At 63.1% G+C, this 17,683-nt stretch carries 17 protein-coding genes; 14 read left to right on the top strand and 3 right to left on the bottom strand.

All coding sequences use genetic code 11. The features are described from left to right. Window positions 1-305: 305 nt before the first annotated feature. From Q0T48_RS04810 to Q0T48_RS04765, 10 genes are all read left to right on the top strand, one after another. Window positions 306-1,112, top strand: coding sequence for a glycosyltransferase family 1 protein (locus tag Q0T48_RS04810; RefSeq protein ID WP_366887931.1), 807 nt, complete (start codon window positions 306-308; stop codon window positions 1,110-1,112). A gap of 199 nt (window positions 1,113-1,311) precedes the next feature. Continuing rightward, window positions 1,312-2,502 carry a polysaccharide biosynthesis/export family protein gene (locus tag Q0T48_RS04805; RefSeq protein ID WP_295953164.1) on the top strand — a complete coding sequence of 397 codons (1,191 nt, stop codon included), beginning with the start codon at window positions 1,312-1,314 and terminating at the stop codon, window positions 2,500-2,502. Window positions 2,503-2,527: 25 nt separating this feature from the next. Beyond that, window positions 2,528-3,703, top strand: coding sequence for a glycosyltransferase family 1 protein (locus Q0T48_RS04800; RefSeq protein ID WP_295953162.1), 1,176 nt, complete (start codon window positions 2,528-2,530; stop codon window positions 3,701-3,703). Continuing rightward, window positions 3,696-4,736, top strand: coding sequence for a beta-3-deoxy-D-manno-oct-2-ulosonic acid transferase (locus Q0T48_RS04795; protein WP_295953158.1), 1,041 nt, complete (start codon window positions 3,696-3,698; stop codon window positions 4,734-4,736). The genes Q0T48_RS04800 and Q0T48_RS04795 overlap by 8 nt, the downstream gene beginning before the upstream one ends. A gap of 50 nt (window positions 4,737-4,786) precedes the next feature. Beyond that, window positions 4,787-6,082, top strand: a complete 1,296-nt coding sequence (locus tag Q0T48_RS04790) for a capsular biosynthesis protein (protein ID WP_295953155.1) — start codon at window positions 4,787-4,789, stop codon at window positions 6,080-6,082. Then, the gene (locus Q0T48_RS04785) at window positions 6,079-7,332 is read left to right on the top strand and encodes a glycosyltransferase (RefSeq protein WP_295953152.1); all 1,254 of its coding nucleotides are present in this window, start codon (window positions 6,079-6,081) and stop codon (window positions 7,330-7,332) included. The genes Q0T48_RS04790 and Q0T48_RS04785 overlap by 4 nt, the downstream gene beginning before the upstream one ends. Further along, the gene (locus Q0T48_RS04780; protein WP_295953149.1) at window positions 7,329-8,465 is read left to right on the top strand and encodes a hypothetical protein; all 1,137 of its coding nucleotides are present in this window, start codon (window positions 7,329-7,331) and stop codon (window positions 8,463-8,465) included. Before Q0T48_RS04785 ends, Q0T48_RS04780 begins: the two co-directional genes overlap by 4 nt. After that, window positions 8,462-9,874, top strand: coding sequence for a cytochrome P450 (locus Q0T48_RS04775; RefSeq protein ID WP_295953146.1), 1,413 nt, complete (start codon window positions 8,462-8,464; stop codon window positions 9,872-9,874). Before Q0T48_RS04780 ends, Q0T48_RS04775 begins: the two co-directional genes overlap by 4 nt. Further along, the gene (locus Q0T48_RS04770) at window positions 9,871-10,215 is read left to right on the top strand and encodes a hypothetical protein (protein ID WP_295953142.1); all 345 of its coding nucleotides are present in this window, start codon (window positions 9,871-9,873) and stop codon (window positions 10,213-10,215) included. The genes Q0T48_RS04775 and Q0T48_RS04770 overlap by 4 nt, the downstream gene beginning before the upstream one ends. Continuing rightward, window positions 10,193-11,497 (top strand): hypothetical protein, encoded by a 1,305-nt coding sequence (locus Q0T48_RS04765; RefSeq protein ID WP_295953139.1) that lies wholly within the window; start codon window positions 10,193-10,195, stop codon window positions 11,495-11,497. The genes Q0T48_RS04770 and Q0T48_RS04765 overlap by 23 nt, the downstream gene beginning before the upstream one ends. Here Q0T48_RS04765 and Q0T48_RS04760 read toward each other — a convergent pair. Next, window positions 11,484-12,182 (bottom strand): TerC family protein, encoded by a 699-nt coding sequence (locus tag Q0T48_RS04760; protein ID WP_295953136.1) that lies wholly within the window; start codon window positions 12,180-12,182, stop codon window positions 11,484-11,486. The genes Q0T48_RS04765 and Q0T48_RS04760 overlap by 14 nt on opposite strands. A 277-nt stretch (window positions 12,183-12,459) precedes the next feature. Here Q0T48_RS04760 and Q0T48_RS04755 point away from each other — a divergent pair, with 277 nt between their 5' ends. Beyond that, window positions 12,460-12,885: a DUF3717 domain-containing protein gene (locus Q0T48_RS04755; RefSeq protein WP_295953135.1), complete on the top strand. Its 426-nt coding sequence runs from the start codon at window positions 12,460-12,462 to the stop codon at window positions 12,883-12,885. 169 nt (window positions 12,886-13,054) lie between these two features. Here the strand turns inward: Q0T48_RS04755 and Q0T48_RS04750 are convergent, their stop codons facing one another. Further along, entirely contained in the window at window positions 13,055-13,615 is a 561-nt protein-coding gene (locus tag Q0T48_RS04750) for a YaeQ family protein (protein ID WP_295953133.1), read from the bottom strand. 198 nt (window positions 13,616-13,813) lie between these two features. Continuing rightward, a complete protein-coding gene (gene purB / locus Q0T48_RS04745; protein ID WP_295953130.1) occupies window positions 13,814-15,217 on the bottom strand; it encodes an adenylosuccinate lyase in 1,404 nt (467 codons plus the stop codon). 110 nt (window positions 15,218-15,327) lie between these two features. Between purB and Q0T48_RS04740 the strand changes: the two genes are divergently transcribed. The 3 genes from Q0T48_RS04740 to metW are packed head-to-tail and all read left to right on the top strand — an operon-like array spanning window position 15,328 to window position 17,672. Next, the gene (locus tag Q0T48_RS04740) at window positions 15,328-15,942 is read left to right on the top strand and encodes a glutathione S-transferase N-terminal domain-containing protein (protein WP_295953127.1); all 615 of its coding nucleotides are present in this window, start codon (window positions 15,328-15,330) and stop codon (window positions 15,940-15,942) included. Between the two features lie 15 nt (window positions 15,943-15,957). Beyond that, window positions 15,958-17,091, top strand: a complete 1,134-nt coding sequence (locus Q0T48_RS04735; protein ID WP_295953125.1) for a homoserine O-acetyltransferase — start codon at window positions 15,958-15,960, stop codon at window positions 17,089-17,091. Further along, window positions 17,088-17,672, top strand: a complete 585-nt coding sequence (metW, locus tag Q0T48_RS04730; RefSeq protein WP_295953122.1) for a methionine biosynthesis protein MetW — start codon at window positions 17,088-17,090, stop codon at window positions 17,670-17,672. The genes Q0T48_RS04735 and metW overlap by 4 nt, the downstream gene beginning before the upstream one ends. The last annotated feature ends 11 nt before the right edge of the window (window positions 17,673-17,683 follow it).

Raw genomic sequence — 17,683 nt, 5'->3', positions numbered from 1 at the left:
TGTCGGTCGATGCCTTGGCGCCAGCGCTTACGGGTATCGGTCGCTACACCTGGGAGCTAGCGTGCAGGCTGGGCGCGGTAAATGGTGTGGAGCAACTGCGCTTTTACCGCAACCAGCGCTGGATTCCTGAGCCTGGCAGTTTGTTGGTACCGGCGCCTGACGGTGGTACCCGTTCGTTGTTTAAGCCCAAGGCCCGCACTTTCAAATGGCCGCAATTTGTCAAAAACGGCTATTGGCAGCATATGTGTAGGGGCCAAGTTTTTCACGGGCCCAATTATTTTTTACCTCCCTACGCTGAGCGCGGTGTGATCACCGTGCACGACCTGTCGATCTTCAAGTTTCCCGAAACCCACCCTGCCGAGCGACTGGCCCAGTTTGACAAGTCGTTTCGCCAGAGCCTGGACTTGGCAGCGCACTTGATCACCGACACCGAGGCGGTGCGGCAAGAAGTCATTGCCTTCTTTGGCTGGCAGCCCGAGCGGGTGACGGCAGTGCATTTGGGAGTGTCGCCGGGTTTCCGGCCCCGCACGGCCACAGAACTGGTGCCCGGCTTGCTGCGCCATGGCCTGGTGCCGGGCCAATACTGCCTGTGTGTGTCCACTATCGAGCCGCGCAAACGCATTGGTGCTTTGCTTACGGCGTATGGCCTGCTCCCGATGGCCTTGCGCACAGCGTATCCGCTGGTGTTGGTAGGCGGCAAAGGCTGGAACAGCGCGCTGGTGCATGCACAAATGGATGCCGCAGAGCGGGCGGGATGGTTGCGCTATCTGGGTTTTGTGCCCGAAGAAGACTTGCCCCTGCTGTATGCCGGAGCCCGTTTGTTTGCCTACCCTTCCATTTACGAAGGATTCGGCCTGCCGGTAGCCGAGGCCATGGCTTCGGGTGTGCCGGTGCTGACATCCAGCCTGTCGTGCCTGCCCGAGGTGGCCGATGGTGCAGCGTGCCTGGTCCACCCGGACGACACCGATGCCCTGTGCCAGGCGCTGGACAAAAGCTTGACCGACAATGCTTGGCGCGAAGCTGCCGTAGCCCGTGGGTTGCAAGTGGCAGCGGGCTACAGCTGGCAAACCTGTGCCCAGCAAACGGTTAATGTTTATCGCAAGCTGGTGTAATTTACTCCTATTTATATAGCTACTAGCGTAGACTATATATGCGCTAAAGACCTATTTTTTATAAAAATAATGCGGGTTGGCTGCTGTCCTTGGATGGCTAGGGCCAGCGGTGAAGCCCACCTACAATCCGCCCCTAACGGTCAAGATCCGCAATGCATGCAAGCATTGCCCCGGGCCGAAATGAATTGGAGTTTGAGTGATGATTTCTTTGCGTAAGACGGCCCGTGTCGTCACACGGTGTTTGTCGGTAGGTGTTTGCAGTGTCTTGGTACTGAGCGGATGCGCCAGCCAAAGCGACTGGTTGTCGCGGTCTGGCCCCAATGTCAAAGAGGTGCAAGCCGCCACGGCACCGGCCAAGCTCAATGGCATGCAGTTGGTAGTGGTGAACGACGCAGTGGCGCGCAAGCTGCTCGAATCGCATAAGCAAAACCTGTTCTCGGGCGTATTTGCCTCTGCGGTCCAGCCGGGTTATGTGGTGGGTGCGGGCGATGTGGTCGAAATATCGGTCTGGGAGGCACCGCCTGCCACCTTGTTTGGCGCGGGTGCTACCGATGCGCGGGTCGGCCCGTCCACCACACGGGTCACCAGCTTCCCTGAGCAAATGGTCAACAGCGATGGCATGGTCAATATGCCGTTTGTGGGGCAGGTACGGGCGGCTGGGCGCAACCCGCAGCAAATTGAAGCCGACATTGCGCGCTTGCTCAAAGGCAAGGCCAACCAGGCACAGGTACTGGTGCGGGTGATTCGCAACGCCACCTCCAATGTGACGGTGGTGGGCGAGGTCACCAACAGCCTGCGCATGCCGATTACCGCCAAAGGCGAGCGTTTGCTGGATGCGCTGGCCGCCGCCGGTGGCACCCGCCAGCCGGTCAACAAGATGACCCTGCAAATGACCCGTGGCAATGTGGTGCAGGCCTTGCCTCTGGAAACGATCATTCGCGACCCCAAGCAAAATATTGTGTTGCAGCCGGGGGATGTGGTGACGGCGCTGTTCCAGCCGCTGAGCTATGTGGTGCTGGGTGCCACCGGTAAAAACGAAGAGATCAACTTCGAAGCCCAGGGCATTTCGCTGTCGCAAGCGCTGGCCCGTGCCGGTGGCCTGAAGGACGAGCGGGCCGATGCGCGTGGCGTATTTATTTTCCGCCTGGAAGAGCCGACCGCGCTGGATTGGCCGCAGCCTGTCGCCACCACCCCCGATGGCAAAGTGCCGGTGATTTACCAACTGGACTTGAACGACCCGGCCAGTTTCTTTGTGGCGCAGAGTTTCAGCGTGAACAACAAGGACGTGCTGTACGTGTCCAACGCACCAGCGGCGGAGCTGCAGAAGTTCTTGAACATCGTGGGCTCCGTTCTCGGCCCGGTGATTGGCGTGAGAGCCGCTACGCGCTAATTTGAACCACAGCCCGCAGGCCGGTATGCGCCCCATCCTGATCGATATCACCCGGCTGGTGGACCGCTTTCTGAAACAGCGCTTACCCACGGGGGTAGACCGGGTCAGCCTGGCCTACATCGCCCACTATGGCCGCGGTGCACGGGCGGTGTTGCGCTACGCAGGGGGCAAATTTGTCTACCGCGAGGCCGAATCGACGTGGCTGTTTGGCTGGCTGCTGGATTTGGGCCGCGGAGGCAGCCCCCTGGCGACGATTCTCAAGGGGCTGCTCAGCGGGGTGGGTCGGCAGCAGGTGGCAGGGCACTTCTTGTTCAACACCGGCCACAGCGGACTCGACCAAGCCCATTACCCGGCCATGCTGCGCTCCCAAGGGGTGCGTCCGATTTTTGTGCTGCACGACCTGATTCCCTTGACGCACCCGGAATTTTGTCGGGCCGACGAGCAAGCCCGCCACCTGGTGCGCATGCGCAATGCGATTGAGCTGGCCAGTGGCATTGTGTGCAACTCGCAAGACACCCAGGAAGCACTGGCATCGCTGTGCGAACGCCTGGATTGGCGCATGCCCCCCACCGTGGCAGCGCTTTTGGCCCCCAACCTGCCAGGGGCTGCGGTGGGTCCACGGCCCCTGCCCGGGCCGTACTTTGTGTATGTCAGCACGATTGAGCCGCGCAAAAACCATTACATGCTGCTGCAAGTGTGGCAACGCCTGGTGCAAAAGCTGGGGCCACAGGCCCCCCGGCTGGTGCTGATCGGCCAACGTGGCTGGGATAACGACCATATCGTGGCGCTGCTGGAGCGCTCGGACGAGCTCAAGGGCTACGTGGTGGAGCTGGGCCGCTGCCCCGATGCCGAAATGGCCACCTACTTGCGGCACACCCAGGCCATGCTGTTTCCGTCGTTTGCCGAGGGCTACGGCATGCCGGTGATTGAAGCCCTGGCCGATGGCGTGCCGGTCATTGCCGCCGATTTACCGGTGTACCGCGAGTTTGCCCATGGCATACCCGACTACCTGGACCCCCTGGATGCCATGGGTTGGGCGGCCATCATCGAGGCCTATGCCGCAGACAACAGCCCCCATCGGCAGGCCCAGCTGGCACGGTTGCAAGGCTTCGAGTCCCCCACGTGGACGCAGCATTTCCGGCAGGTGGATGATTTCTTGGTTGAATTAAGTGCGACCCAGCCCGCCAGCCTCCATGCGTGAACCCGTGCCGAGTGTGGTGTACGGGCTAGGGTTTTCATGGCGCAAGCGTGCCTTGGTGCGAAACTTTTTGCCCGGCTGCCAGGTGCTGTTTGTGCGCAGCCTCAAGCAGATACCCATTGGGGTCACCGTTGCGTTGTGGGCCAGCGGGCCGCACCGCGATGTGGACTGGGCAGCGTGGCAGGCCACGCCGCTGTGGCTGGAGGACGGTTTTTTGCGCTCGGTCGGCCTCGGCGCTGACTTGGTACGCCCTCTGTCCTGGGTGGTAGACACCCGTGGCATGTACTACGATGCCACACGACCGAGCGACCTGGAGCATCTGCTGCAAACCACCGACTTCGATGTGCCGATACAGGCCCGGGCGAATGCTTTGCGCCAGGCTCTAGTGCGCAGCGGTTTGACCAAGTACAACGTGGGCCAGCAACCCTGGCGGCGCCCCGATGCGGTGGCCCAGCGCGGCCAGGCCGTGGTGCTGGTGCCGGGGCAGGTAGAGACCGATGCGTCCTTGCGCAAAGGCGCGCCGGGCATCCACACCAACATGGGCCTGCTGCAAGCCGCCCGTGCCGCCCATCCAGATGCGTGGCTGGTCTACAAGCCGCACCCGGACGTGGTGGCCGGGCTGCGCGGCCAGGGCATCGGAGAAGCTGCAGCAGAACAGTGGTGCGACGAGGTGGTGCTGGATGCCCCCATGGGCCCCATGCTGGAAGCCGTGGACCAGGTCCATGTGATGACCTCCCTGGCGGGCTTTGAAGCCTTGTTGCGTGGCAAGCCGGTAACCTGCCATGGCCTGCCTTTTTACGCGGGCTGGGGCCTGACCACGGACGCCTTACCCACGCCGCGCCGAGGCCGCCACCTGGATCTGGACGCGCTGGTGGCCGGAGCCTTGGTGCTGTATCCCCGCTATGCCAGTCTGGCCACCGGCAAGCCCTGCACTGTAGAACAGGCCATGGCGGAGCTGTTGGTGTGGCGCGCCCGCAGCAAGCCCGCACTGCCGTGGTGGCGCCGGTGGTTGCGCCCCTTGATTAGACATTCTTAGAATGGGGCCGGATAAATGCCTAGACCTAACAAAAACAAGCAGGACGCGATGTGATCAGTAGAGGACTCAAGGAATTCCGGGGTAAGCGCATCCTGATGTTGCAAGGGCCTGTGGGTCCATTTTTTGCGCGCCTGGCCAGTGATCTGGCGTGGGCGGGTGCGTTGGTTTTCAAGGTCAATTTCAACGGCGGTGACTGGATTTTTTCGGTGTTTCGCGAATACGCCGGGGTGATCAACTACCGGGGCAGCATGGCCGAATGGCCTGATTTTTATGCAGATTTGCTGGTCCGGCTGAACATCGACACGGTACTGCTGTTTGGCGACTGCCGCCCTATCCATGCACAAGTGGTCCAAATTGCGCATGCGCAAAAACTGGAGGTCGGGGTGTTTGAAGAGGGCTATTTGCGCCCCGACTACATCACCCTGGAGCGCGATGGTGTCAACAACCACTCGTCGCTGTCCACCGACCCTTCCTATTATTTGAATTCTCCGTTCGATGCCGCGCCGCCCACCCGCCCTGTGGGCAGCACGTTTGGCATGGCGGCCCTGTGGGGCATGGTACATAACGCGGCAGGCAGCGTCTTCAAACCCTGGTTCTGGCATTACCGGCACCACCGTTCGTTAAGCTGGCTGGATGGCCTGTACTGGATACGCTCGTACATCCGCAAAAAACACTACGCCGTGACCGAACAGCATGCCATGCCGCTGCTGACCGGGGCGCATTCGGGCAAGTTCTTCTTGGTGGCCTTGCAAACCAATGCCGATGCCCAGATCAAAATCCACTCCAAGTTCGAGTCGGTGGGGCAGTTCATTGAGGAAACCATCGCCTCGTTTGGCCAGCATGCGCCCGCCAACATGCATCTGGTCATCAAGCACCACCCGCTGGACCGGGGCTATACCGATTACACCGCGTTGATTGCCCGCTGCGTGGCAGAGCAGCGCATTGGCTACCGCTGCCACTACATTCACGACCAGCATCTGCCCACCCTGTTCAAGCATGCACGCGGCGTGGTGGTGGTCAATAGCACCGTGGGCCTGAGCGCGGTGGGAGAAGGCGTGCCGGTCAAAGTCTGCGGCGAGGCGATCTACCACATGCGCGGACTCACCTTTCAGGGACCACTGGACGAGTTTTGGCGGCAGGCCCGCCTGGCAGTACCAAACCCCAAGCTCTACCAGGCCTTTAAAAACTACCTGGTGGCCCGCACCCAGCACAACGGTAGTTTTTATAAACGGTTGCCCGAAGTGGCCCATTTCACCGGGGTGGCCTGGACCGACCGGGATGAGCGTGCGCAGCGCAATCTCATCAACTTTGTGCCGAAAACGCGCAAGCGCTCCCGTGCGGCATGAGCCGGCAGATCCTGGTGGTGGCCTTGGGCAGCGCGGGCGATGTGCACCCCATGTTAGCCATCGGCACGGCCTTGCGCCAACGTGGCCATGGGGTCGAGGTGCTGACCAATCCCCGGTTTGAATCCCTGGTGCGGGCCAACGGCCTGGACTTCTACCCGGTAGGCACAGAAGTCGAATTTAATAGCACCCTGCGCAATCCCCGCCTGTGGCATCCCATCAAAGGGCTTGGAGTTATGTGGCGCGGCATCCTGCGCCCGGCGATTGCCCCGGTGCTGGAACGCATTGCCGCTGTGCATGCGGCAGGGCCGTGTGTGGTGGTGGCCACCCCGGCGGCCTTTGGTGCCCGTTTGGCGCAAGAGCAGCTGGGCGTGCCACTGGTCAGCGTCTATACCGCTGCCACCATGCTGCGCAGCGTGTACAACCCTTTGACGATGGCGCAGTGGCGTGTGCCCCGCTGGCTGCCTTTGGCGCTGCGCCGTATGGCCTGGCGCTTGCTAGACCGCTACCAGCTGGAGCCGATGGGCCGGGCTAGCCTGGACAGTTGGCGTACCCGGCTGGGTCTGCCTGCCATGCAGGGCAGCATTTTTGGTGGCTGGATGCATTCACCAGTGGCCGGGGTGACGTTGTTTCCCTCTTGGTTTGCCCCTGCGGCCCCGGACTGGCCGCCGCAGGTGCAACAGGCAGGGTTTCCGCTGTTTGATGGCGATGCAGGTGCGGAGCTAGACCCGGCTATAGCCCGATTTTTGGCGGCTGGCGCTGCGCCCATTGTTTTCATGCCCGGTTCGGCCATGCGCCACGGGCAGGTGTTTTTTCAGGCGGCGGTGGATGCCTGTGTGCGGCTAGGTCGGCGCGGCATATTGCTGAGCGACGACTCCGCCCAAATGCCCGCCGAGCTGCCCGCAGGGGTCATACAGGCGCGCTACGCCCCGTTTGGTCAGCTGTTGCCGCAAGCTGCTGCGCTGGTGCACCACGGCGGTGTGGGCAGTTCTGCCCAGGCCTTGCGCGCAGGCATTCCGCAACTGGTGCTGCCGGTGGGCTACGACCAGTTTGACAACGCCTTGCGGCTGGAATTGCTGGGTGTAGCCGCTACGGTGCAGCCCCCCCACCAAAACCCGACCTGCATGGCTGCGCCGCTGGTCGCGCTGCTGGGAAAACCCGCAGTGGCCCAAGCTTGTCGCAGCGCTGCAGCGCGGATGGCACAGAACGGTGCGATGGCTACCGTATACCAAGTTATCGAGGCTGCGCAATGACCACCGTGCGCCGCCGCCATGTGTTCTACCTCAGCGGCTTTGACCCCAAGGGGGCCTCGTACTACCACGCGCTGTACCAGGCTGAGGCGGCCAAACAGGCGCAGGTGACCGGCCAAACCGTCCATGTCGGCCCGCGCCACAGGGGGGCGGGCGGGCAAAACCAGTGGCAGTTGTCGGTGGATGGCCGCTGCGACACGGTGTACGCATACAGCCAATGGGACGACATCGTGCGCCAGTACTGGCCGCGTACCGTCTGGCGCTTGCTGGCCGATGTGCTGCCCGCCTACCCGCTGTACCTGCGCCATGTGGGCATCGCCAAGGTGTGGGCGATGGTGCCCAAGACGTTGGTGTCGTTTTTTTACCCGCTGGCATTTTTGCTGGCGGGCCTGCTGGTCAGCAGCCTGCTCGCAGCCGGAGTAGCCTGGGCCGTGCCAGGGCATGCCGGGTGGGTGGCAGGCGCACTGGTCTTTGGGGCGGGGCTGTGGGGCATGCGCAAGCTGGAAGACCGGCTCAACACCACCTGGCTGGCCCGTATTTTCGGTTTTGTGGGCAAGCTGGGGCTGGGGCGCTTGCCCACGCTAGAGGCGCGGCTGGACACCATCGCCCAGGCTATCGCCCACAAGCTCCAGGCCAACGATGTCGATGAGGTGCTGGTGGTGGGCTTCAGCGTAGGCAGTATCTTATCGGTGAGTGCCATGGCGCGTGCTCTGGCTCAGGTACCTCCCGGTCAGCCTACGCCCACGGTGTCGCTGCTCACGCTGGGCCACTGCATCCCGCTGCTGGGTTTGCTGCCCCAGACCCGGCGCTACCAGGCCGAACTGGGCCAGTTGGCCACCGATGTGCGGCTGACCTGGCGGGATTTTTCTTCGCCCAGTGACTGGGGAAGCTTTGCCCTGATCAACCCCATCACCGCCTGTGGCGTGGTGCTGCCTGCCCCGGCCAATGGCCAGCCGATGATGCTGTCCCCCCGCTTTCACACCCAGTTTGCCCCCGAGGTGTACGCCGAACTGCGTCAGGACAAACGCCGCATGCACATGCAATACCTGATGGCGGGCGAGCGGCCAGCTGAGTACGATTTTTTTGCCATTACCGCCGGCCCGCAGACCCTTGCGGCCCGCTATGCTGCCCCATGAGCCATTTTTGCCCCGCCTACCCTCCACCGCGCCAAAGCAAGGCATCGCGCATGCTGCTGTTCTTCAGCGCCCGCCGCTCTTGGCTGGACGGCCTGTACGAACGCAGTTACCGCATGCAGATGGGCGAAGTGCACCTGCCGGGGCTGGACCTGTACATGGTCAACCAGCCCAACCTGGTCAAACAGGTGCTGGTCGGCCAAGCCACCGACTTTCCTAAAAGCGAGCTGCTGGGCGATGCCCTGCGGCCCTTGCTGGGCGACAGCATCTTCACCACCAATGGCGCGCAATGGCAGCGCCAGCGCGACATGATGGCTCCGGCTTTTGCCCAGACCCGCACCACGGTGGCGTTCCCGGTGATGCGCGATGCGGTGGCAGCCATGCTGGAGCGTTTGCAACAATTGCCCGCGGGCGCCGGGCACGATGTCGAGGTGGAGATGACCCACGTCACCGCCGACATCATCTTTCGCAGCATCTTCTCGGTACCCATGGAGGGGCCGGATGCGCACCAGATTTTTGCCGCTTTTGCGCGTTTCCAGGCCCTGGCACCGCGCCTGATGCTGCCCGCCCTGTTTGGCGTGCGCTGGCTGGTACTGCCCTGGGACCGCTGGCGCAGCCGCCGCGCCGCCACCGAAATCCGCGGCTTATTGGAGAAGCTGATCCGCCCCCGCTTCGATGCCCACCGGGCCGGGCAAGGCGCAGGCCCCACCGACATCCTGGCCTCGTTTCTCAGTGCCACCGATACCAGCACCCCACCCGCCCCGTTCCGCTTCGACGAGCTGGTGGACCAGGTGGCGATGCTGTTTTTGGCAGGCCACGAAACCTCGGCCAGTGCCCTCACCTGGGCGCTGTACCTGCTGGCCAAAGCCCCTGACATCCAGGAACGTATGCACCAGGAAGTGGTCACCGTGCTGGGCGACCGGGTGCCCGAAGCCTCGGACATGAAAGCCATGGAGTTGACCTGGAACGTGTTCCGCGAAACCCTGCGGCTGTTTCCCCCGGTGGGCTTCATGGCCCGCGAATCTGCCCAGGCTTGCCCGATGCGCGATAAAACTGTGAAGGCCGGGGCTTCGGTAGTGGTGTCGCCCTGGCTCATCCAGCGCCACCGCGAACTTTGGGACAACCCCGACGCGTTCGACCCCGACCGCTACGCCAACGACCAGTCCCGCGAGTCGCTGCGCAATGCCTACCTGCCGTTTGGCATGGGGCCCCGCGTTTGCATGGGGGCGGCATTCGCCCTGCAAGAGGCGGCCCTGATTTTGTCCAGCCTGGTGCGCGAGTACCGCCTGGAGCCCGTGCCCGGCCACGTGCCGCAGCCGGTGGGGCGGCTCACCATCCGCTCGGCCAACGGCGTGGAGCTGACCCTGCACCGCCGTATTCCATCAGAACAGCCCGCTAAGGCCGCGCCATGAAAGAACGGCTAGCAGGCTTTGCGCTGATGACCGTGGTGGTGCCCATGGCCGTGCTGGGCTATCTGCTGCTGCTGTGGGTAGGCCTGTGCGGCCGCAACGAGCGGGGCCGCGCAGGGGTGCGGGCGCTGGACCACTTTGTCAACGCCACGCTGTTCAACGGCTACGCCTGGGAATCGGTTTCGTCCCACGCCTGGCGCGCCCGGGACCGGCGCTGGGCGCGCTTCATCATCTGGGCCACCAACCATTTTCAGCAAGACCACTGCCGCCGCGCCAACAAGCGCGAGCAGCCGGTGGTCGATCTTGTCCTGGAAAAAGGTCTTGAAAAACAAACCGTCCGATAAAGCCTGCGTCAGCCGCCGCGATCTGTTCTACGTCAGCGGCTTTGACCCCAAAGGGGCTTCGCACTACCACGCGCTGTACCGGGAGCAGGCCGCACGGCAATCCGCCCTGACGGGCCAGCCCATCGCCGTGGGCAAGCGCGGGCGCAACCCCAGCGGCAACCCGGTTTGGGCGGTGGACTCGGTAGAACACGGCACGGCGGTGCACACCGGCGTGGAGTTCCTGCGCTGGGACGACATCGTGCGCAACAACTGGCCCAAAGGCCACTTCCAGCTCTGGCGCGATATTGCCGCCACCACGCTGTTCAATTTGCGCCACGGCGGGCTGTGGCGCATGCTGGCCATGTCATGGCCGCCGGTGGTGGCCTTGTTTGGGCCGTTTTTGTGGCTGTGCTCGATGCTGCTGGGCATCCCACTCGCGGTGTGGGGCAGCGCGCTGCTGGGGCATGCGCTGGGCGTGCCGTGGGGCACAGGCATCGGTGCCGTACTGGGGCTGGCCGCTGCGGGCTGGGTGGCGCGCTGGCTGGAGCAGCGTTTTGGCATGTACTGGCTGATGCGCAGCTACGCCTTTACCGCCCGCCAGGCCCAGGGCCAAACCCCCGAGCTGGAGGAACGCCTGGAGCAGCACGCCCGCACTCTGGTGGCGCGGGTGGCGCAAGCCGCAGAAGAAGAAACAGGACTTACGCAAGACCCTCTGTGCGCCCAAAGGGCGACACAAAGGATGCCGCGTAAGTCCTACGAAATTTTAGTGGTGGGCCACAGTTCCGGTGCCATCATGGCCGCCAGCATCGTGGCACGGGCGCTGCGGCTAGACCCGCAGCTGTGCCAGCACGGTCCGGTGCTCAGCTTGCTCACGCTGGGCCACTGCATTCCCATGCTGGCATGCCTGCCACAGGCCATCAGCTTTCGGGCCGAGCTGCAGACCCTGGGCACCGCCACCGGGCTGGACTGGCTGGACTTTTCAGCCCCGCCCGATGCCTGCTGCTTTGCGTTGGTGGACCCGCTCCAGTCCCTTCCCGGGGATGCCGCCACAGAGGCTGCGCGCCTGCCCGACCGGCCCAAACTGCTGTCACCCCGCTTTGCCCAGATGTTCGATGCGGCCCAGTACGCGCCCTTGCGCCGCGACAAGTTCCGCATCCACTTCCAGTACCTGATGGCCAGCCAGCAGGTGGTGGACTACGACTATTTCGCCATCACCGCCGGAGCCCAGACCCTGGCCCAGCGGTTTGCGCATTTGCCCAGTGACGACAACTTCACTGGTTTGCAGATATTCAAGCGCTCTTGACGGCCTGGCTGCGGCGTGCTGCCCAGCTACCGGTCGCCAGCACACCAGCCACGGCCACGGCATACAGACCCCAGTGGGCAGCGGTGCTCCAGGGGGCATCCGGGCCAAACACCGAAGCCAGCACCGGCTCACCCACGATCATCTTGGCGGCGGTAAAAGCCAGCACGGCTGCACCGATCTGGATGATGGCCGGAAAGCGCTCCACCAACTTCAGCACCACCGTACTGCCCACCACCACGATCGGCACGCTCACCAGCAGGCCAATAACGACCAGGTCGAACGCGCCGTGTGCGGCACCGGCCACGCCCAGCACGTTGTCCACGCCCATCAGCGCGTCGGCCACCAAAATAGTTTTCATGGCACCCCAGAAGGTGGTGACGGCCGGGCCGTCGTGTTCGCCGTCGTTGCCCTGGTCGGCCAGCAGCTTGTAAGCGATCCAGAGCAGACCCAGGCCACCGACCAGCATCAGGCCGGGGATCTTCAACAACCAGACCACACCAATGGTCATGACCGAGCGCACGGCGATGGCGCCGACGGTGCCCCACAGGATGGCTTTCTTTTGCAGGTGTGGCGGCAGGCTGCGCGCCGCCAGGGCGATGACGATGGCGTTGTCGCCTGCCAGCACCAGGTCAATCAAAATGATCGCCAGCAGGGCAGACCACCAGGGGGCCGATAAAAATTCCATAGAAACACTCCATTGCAGTTGAAAAAAGCAAAGGTGGGAATCGAGATGCAGGAGGCGCGGAGGCCAGCAAGCACGCTTCGAAACCCACCTCTGCAGGTGGATATCGAAGGTCTTGCTCGGCATGGTGAAGCATGTTCAACAGTGCCCCACTGTCCGGAAGCCCGCGCGGGGCAACGTATTGACGACCAGTGGATGCCCGCTGGGACGGCGGGCGGGAGCTACTCCCCTTCAAGCTGTGATTAGAGCACAATCACCCTTCCTTTGCTTACCTCCCCTTATGGCCGGACTCCACATTACCGACATCGAAGCCGCCATCAACTACTGGCGCGCCCAAAAGCCCTCGCCCGACGGCTTTACCCTGTGCGCCGAATTGCGCGCCCTGGCCGAGGTGTACGCGCTGATGGTCTACCACCATGAGGACACGGTGGACGACGTCTCCATGCCGCCCAAAGCCCGCGCGGCCTGGCTGGTGTGGTACGAGACAACTCCCGACACCCCGTGCATCGCCATCTGCTCTACCTTCCAGGGCGATGCGATCTGCAAAGGCTGTGGCCGCACATTCGAAGAAGTCCAGCTCTGGCCCGCCATGGGCCCGGCCGACAAGCGCGCCACCTGGCGGCGCATCACGCTGGAAGGCAATTCCTGGCGCTTCAACCGCTACGCCGAGCGCGCCGCCGAAGGTAAGATGAATGCTATCGATTAGATAGCTTTTTGCGCAGGTGGAATATGGGCTAACGGCCTAAAAGGCCATTAATTCAACAGATTGACACCCCTTCCAGAGATACCGTGGAACCGGCTTTGCCGGGCCACTGGTATCGCCCCCTGCAAGGGGGTTGGCGAAAAGCGCTTGCGCTGCAGCCTGGGGGTGAGCCCTATTTCCAGCGGATGCACTCGACATCCACGCTGCCTTTTTCGCTGCTCAACGTCAAATTACCCTCTTGCACCGTGGCCTGCAGCTGCATGCTGCGTTCGGCCAGGGCCGCCAGGGCCTGCGATGCGTCGGTGGGGACGCGCCAGACCTGCAGGTTTTGCGGGCGGGCCAGCTTGGCCTCCATGGTGCGCCACCACACGTCCGCCGAAGAGCTGAACGCGTACAGCACCACCAGGTCGGCCTTGCCGCAGGCTTTGATCAGCGGTTTGTCTTCGGGCTGGCCCACTTCGACCCACAGCCGGGTGCGACCGGTGTAGTCGCGCAGGCTGAGGTCGGGATCGTCGGGGTTGCTCAAACCTGCGCCGAAGGCCAGCACGCCGTCGCCACCCAGCACGCTCTGCAGTTTGTGGGCGTTCAGCGCCAGAGCGACCAGGCGCACCATCATGCGTTCGTCGGTCTCGCTGGGGTGGCGCGCCAGGGTCAGGGCGTGGTCGGCGTAGTAGCCGTGGTCAATGTCTGCAATTTGCAGGTTGGCTTTGAAAATGGTGGATTTGAGAGCCATGCAAATTACTATTGTTTTTATAGCTGCTTACGCTTATTAGATAAGCACAGGCAGCTCATTTTGTTTAAAAGTCACCTGCCCAGGTTAAGGCAAGCACGCACTTTCCAGAAACACCGCAGAACTGGCTTTGCCAGGCTGCTGGTGTTGCCCCCTGCAAGGGGGTTGGCGAAAACACGAAGTGTGCAGCCTGGGGGGGTGCTAGGCCCGACGGGCCAGTTCCGCGGCGATGCCGGTGTAGCTGCCCGGTGTCATGGCCAGCAGACGCTGTTTCTCGGCATCGGGAATCGCCAGCGAGTTGATCAGGCCGTGCAGGGCTTCAGCGGTGACGGTCTTGCCGCGGGTGACTTCCTTCAGCTGCTCGTAGGCACCTTGCACGCCAAAGCGGCGCATCACCGTCTGGATCGGCTCGGCCAGCACTTCCCACGAGCTGTCCAGGTCGGCGGCCAGGGCTTCTTCGTTCAGTTCCAGCTTGTTCATCCCGGTCAGCAGCGACTGGTAGGCCAGCGCGGCGTAGCCCACGGCCACGCCCATGTTGCGCAGCACGGTAGAGTCGGTCAGGTCGCGCTGCCAGCGGCTGATGGGCAGCTTTTCGCTCAGGTGGCGCAGCACGGCGTTGGCCAGGCCGAGGTTGCCTTCGGCGTTTTCAAAGTCGATGGGGTTGACCTTGTGCGGCATGGTGCTGGAGCCGATTTCACCGTCTTTCAGGCGCTGCTTGAAGTAGCCCAGGCTCACATAGCCCCACACGTCGCGCGACCAGTCGATCAGGATGGTGTTGGTGCGGGCAATCGCATCAAACAACTCGGCCATGTAGTCGTGCGGCTCGATTTGGATGCTGTAGGGCTGGAAGGTCAGACCCAGGCCCCAGGGATTGATACCGGTATCCGGGCCGTGCTCGGGGGTTTCGATGACCTTGCGGCTGAAGGCCTCCCAGTCGAAGTCGGGCCAGGCGGACAGGTGGGCGTTGTAGTTACCCACGGCACCGTTCATCTTGGCCATCAGCGGGATGTTGGCGATCTTGTCGCGGGCGGCGACCACGCGCACCAGCACGTTGGCGACTTCCTTGCCCACGGTGGTGGGGCTGGCGGTCTGGCCGTGGGTGCGGCTGAGCATGGGCACGTCGGCAAAGGCGTGGGCCATTTCGCGCAACTTGGTGATCAGTGCGTCCAGCCCGGGCAGGATGACCTGGTTGCGTGCGCCCTTGAGCTGCAGCGCGTGGCTGGTGTTGTTGATATCTTCGCTGGTGCAGGCAAAGTGGACGAATTCGCTGGCGTGCTCCAGCTCGGGGCGGGCTTCGAACTTGGATTTGATCCAGTATTCGACCGCTTTTACGTCGTGGTTGGTGACTTTTTCAATGTCTTTGATGGCGCGGCCATCGGCTTCGCTGAACTTGGTGACCAGGTTGAGCAAATAGGTGCGCGCGCCAGGCGTGAGCGGCTTGAATTCGGCAAACCCGGCATCGCTCAGAGCGATGAACCAGGCCACTTCGACCTGGACGCGGCGTTGCATATAGCCCAGTTCGCTCATCAAAGGGCGCAGGGAGGCGAGTTTGGCGGCGTAGCGGCCATCCAGTGGCGACAGGGCCGAGATCGTAGAGAGATTCATGTTGCGAATTGTAGGATGCGCGCCACCGTTGGCAAACCGGGGCTTCCTGGCAGAGGTGAATCGCTAGAATGGAAGCCTCCCCAGATCCTTGTCCCAGAACCACCGTGCCCATGAAACTTATCGGATCTCTCACCAGCCCCTACGTACGTAAAGTGCGCGTCGTGATGGCCGAAAAAAAGCTCGACTACCAGTTTGTGCTGGACGACGTGTGGGCTCCCGGCACCGTGATCGCCGAATCCAACCCGCTGGGCAAAGTGCCCTGCCTGGTGATGGAAGCGGGCGAGGCCATCTTCGATTCGCGGGTGATCGTGGAGTATCTGGACACCTTATCGCCGGTGGGCAAGCTCATCCCGTCGCAAAGCCGCGAGCGGGTCGAGGTCAAAACCTGGGAAGCCCTGGCCGACGGTATGTCCGACGCAGGCATCCTGGCGCGCATGGAATCGGTGTGGGTCGAACGCTTTGTTGAGCAACGCAGCCAGGCCTGGATCGACCGCCAGATGGGCAAGGTCGATGCCAGCCTGAAAGCCATGGCCCGCGGCCTGGCCGAAAAGCCGTATTGCAGCGGCATCCACCTCAGCCTGTCGGACATTTCGGTGGGCTGCGCTTTAGGCTGGCTGGACTTCCGCTTCCCCGATCTGCCCTGGCGCAGCCGCCACCCCAACCTCGCCAAGCTGCAAGACAAACTCATGCAGCGCCAGAGCTTTATAGATACAAAGCCAGTTTAGGGCGTGGGTAAGCCCTTGATCGCCACACCACAGTTCCAGCACTTCGCCGACCCGCTGCCCCTGCAAGGCGGCGGTTCCATCCGCGCCTACGACCTGGCCTACGAGACCTATGGCCGGCTGAATGCCGACAAGTCCAACGCCGTACTGGTCTGCCACGCGCTGAATGCCTCGCACCATGTGGCAGGCACCTACGAAGGCCAGGCCAAGTCGGCGGGCTGGTGGGACAACATGGTCGGCCCCGGCAAGCCGCTGGACACGAATCGCTTCTTTGTGATCGGGGTGAACAACCTGGGCTCCTGCTTTGGCTCCACCGGGCCGATGCACATCCACCCCGACACCGGCCAGGTTTACGGCGCGGATTTTCCAGTCGTCACCGTGGAAGACTGGGTCAACGCCCAGGCCCGCCTGCTTGACCACCTGGGCATCCAGACCCTGGCCGCCGTGATGGGCGGCAGCCTGGGCGGCATGCAGGCCCTGGGTTGGACGCTACAGTTCCCCGACCGGGTGCGGCACGCGGTGGTGATTGCCAGCGCGCCCAACCTCACGGCCGAAAACATCGCCTTCAACGAAGTCGCGCGCCGCGCCATCGTCACCGACCCCGACTTCCACGGCGGTCACTTCTACCGGCACGGCGTGGTGCCCCAGCGCGGCCTGCGCATCGCCCGCATGATTGGCCACATCACCTACCTGAGCGACGACGTGATGAACACCAAGTTCGGCCGCCAGTTGATTGGTGAGAGTTACCGCTACACCACACAGGATGCCGAGTTCCAGATTGAGAGCTATCTGCGCTACCAGGGCGACAAGTTCAGCGAATACTTTGATGCCAACACCTACCTGCTGATCACCCGCGCGCTGGACTACTTTGACCCGGCGCGGCATTTTGGCGGCAGCCTGAGTGCCGCGTTTGCCCAGGTCAAAGCCAAGTTTTTGCTGGTCAGCTTCACCACCGACTGGCGCTTCTCGCCCCAGCGTAGCCGCGAAATTGTTAAAGCCTTGCTCGACCACCACCACACCGTGAGCTACGCCGAAATCGATGCACCGCACGGCCACGACGCATTTTTGCTGGACGATGCCCGCTACATGGCTGCTGTACGCGCCTACTTTGACCGGATTGCGGCGGAGACTGCGGGGGAGGTAATGGCATGAGCGCACAAAGCAACATGGAATCCATCGCCCGTCTGGTGCCCGTGGGCTCGCGTGTGCTCGACCTGGGCTGCGGCGACGGCGCACTGCTAGCCCATTTGCAGGCCACCCGCGGCTGCACCGGCTACGGGGTGGAAATCGACGACGCCAAGCTGCTCAAGTGCGTGCAGCGCGGCGTGAACGTGGTGCAGCTGAACCTGGACGAGGGCCTGGCCCTGTTCGAAGACGCGTCCTTCGACGTAGTGCTGCAAATCGACACCCTGCAGCACCTGCGTAACGCCGAAGTCATGCTGCGCGAGACCGCCCGCGTGGGCCGCATGGGCGTGCTGGCCTTCCCCAACTTCGCCCACTGGCCCAACCGCCTGAGCATCCTGCGCGGCCGCATGCCGGTCACCAAGCGCCTGCCCTACCAGTGGTACGACACGCCCAACATCCGCGTCGGCACTTTCAAGGACTTCGAGGTGCTGGCCGGCAAGAACGACCTGCACATCCTGGATGCCTTCGGCCTGCAAGAGGGCCGCGAAGTGCGTTTCTTGCCCAACGCCATGGCGGGCACGGCGGTGTTCAAGTTCCAGCGCGGGTGAGCCTTCGGCCC

The sequence above is a fragment of the Rhodoferax sp. genome, assembly GCF_025354435.1.
Classification (GTDB): domain Bacteria; phylum Pseudomonadota; class Gammaproteobacteria; order Burkholderiales; family Burkholderiaceae_C; genus Rhodoferax_B.
This window is presented reverse-complemented; position numbering and strand designations above follow the sequence as displayed.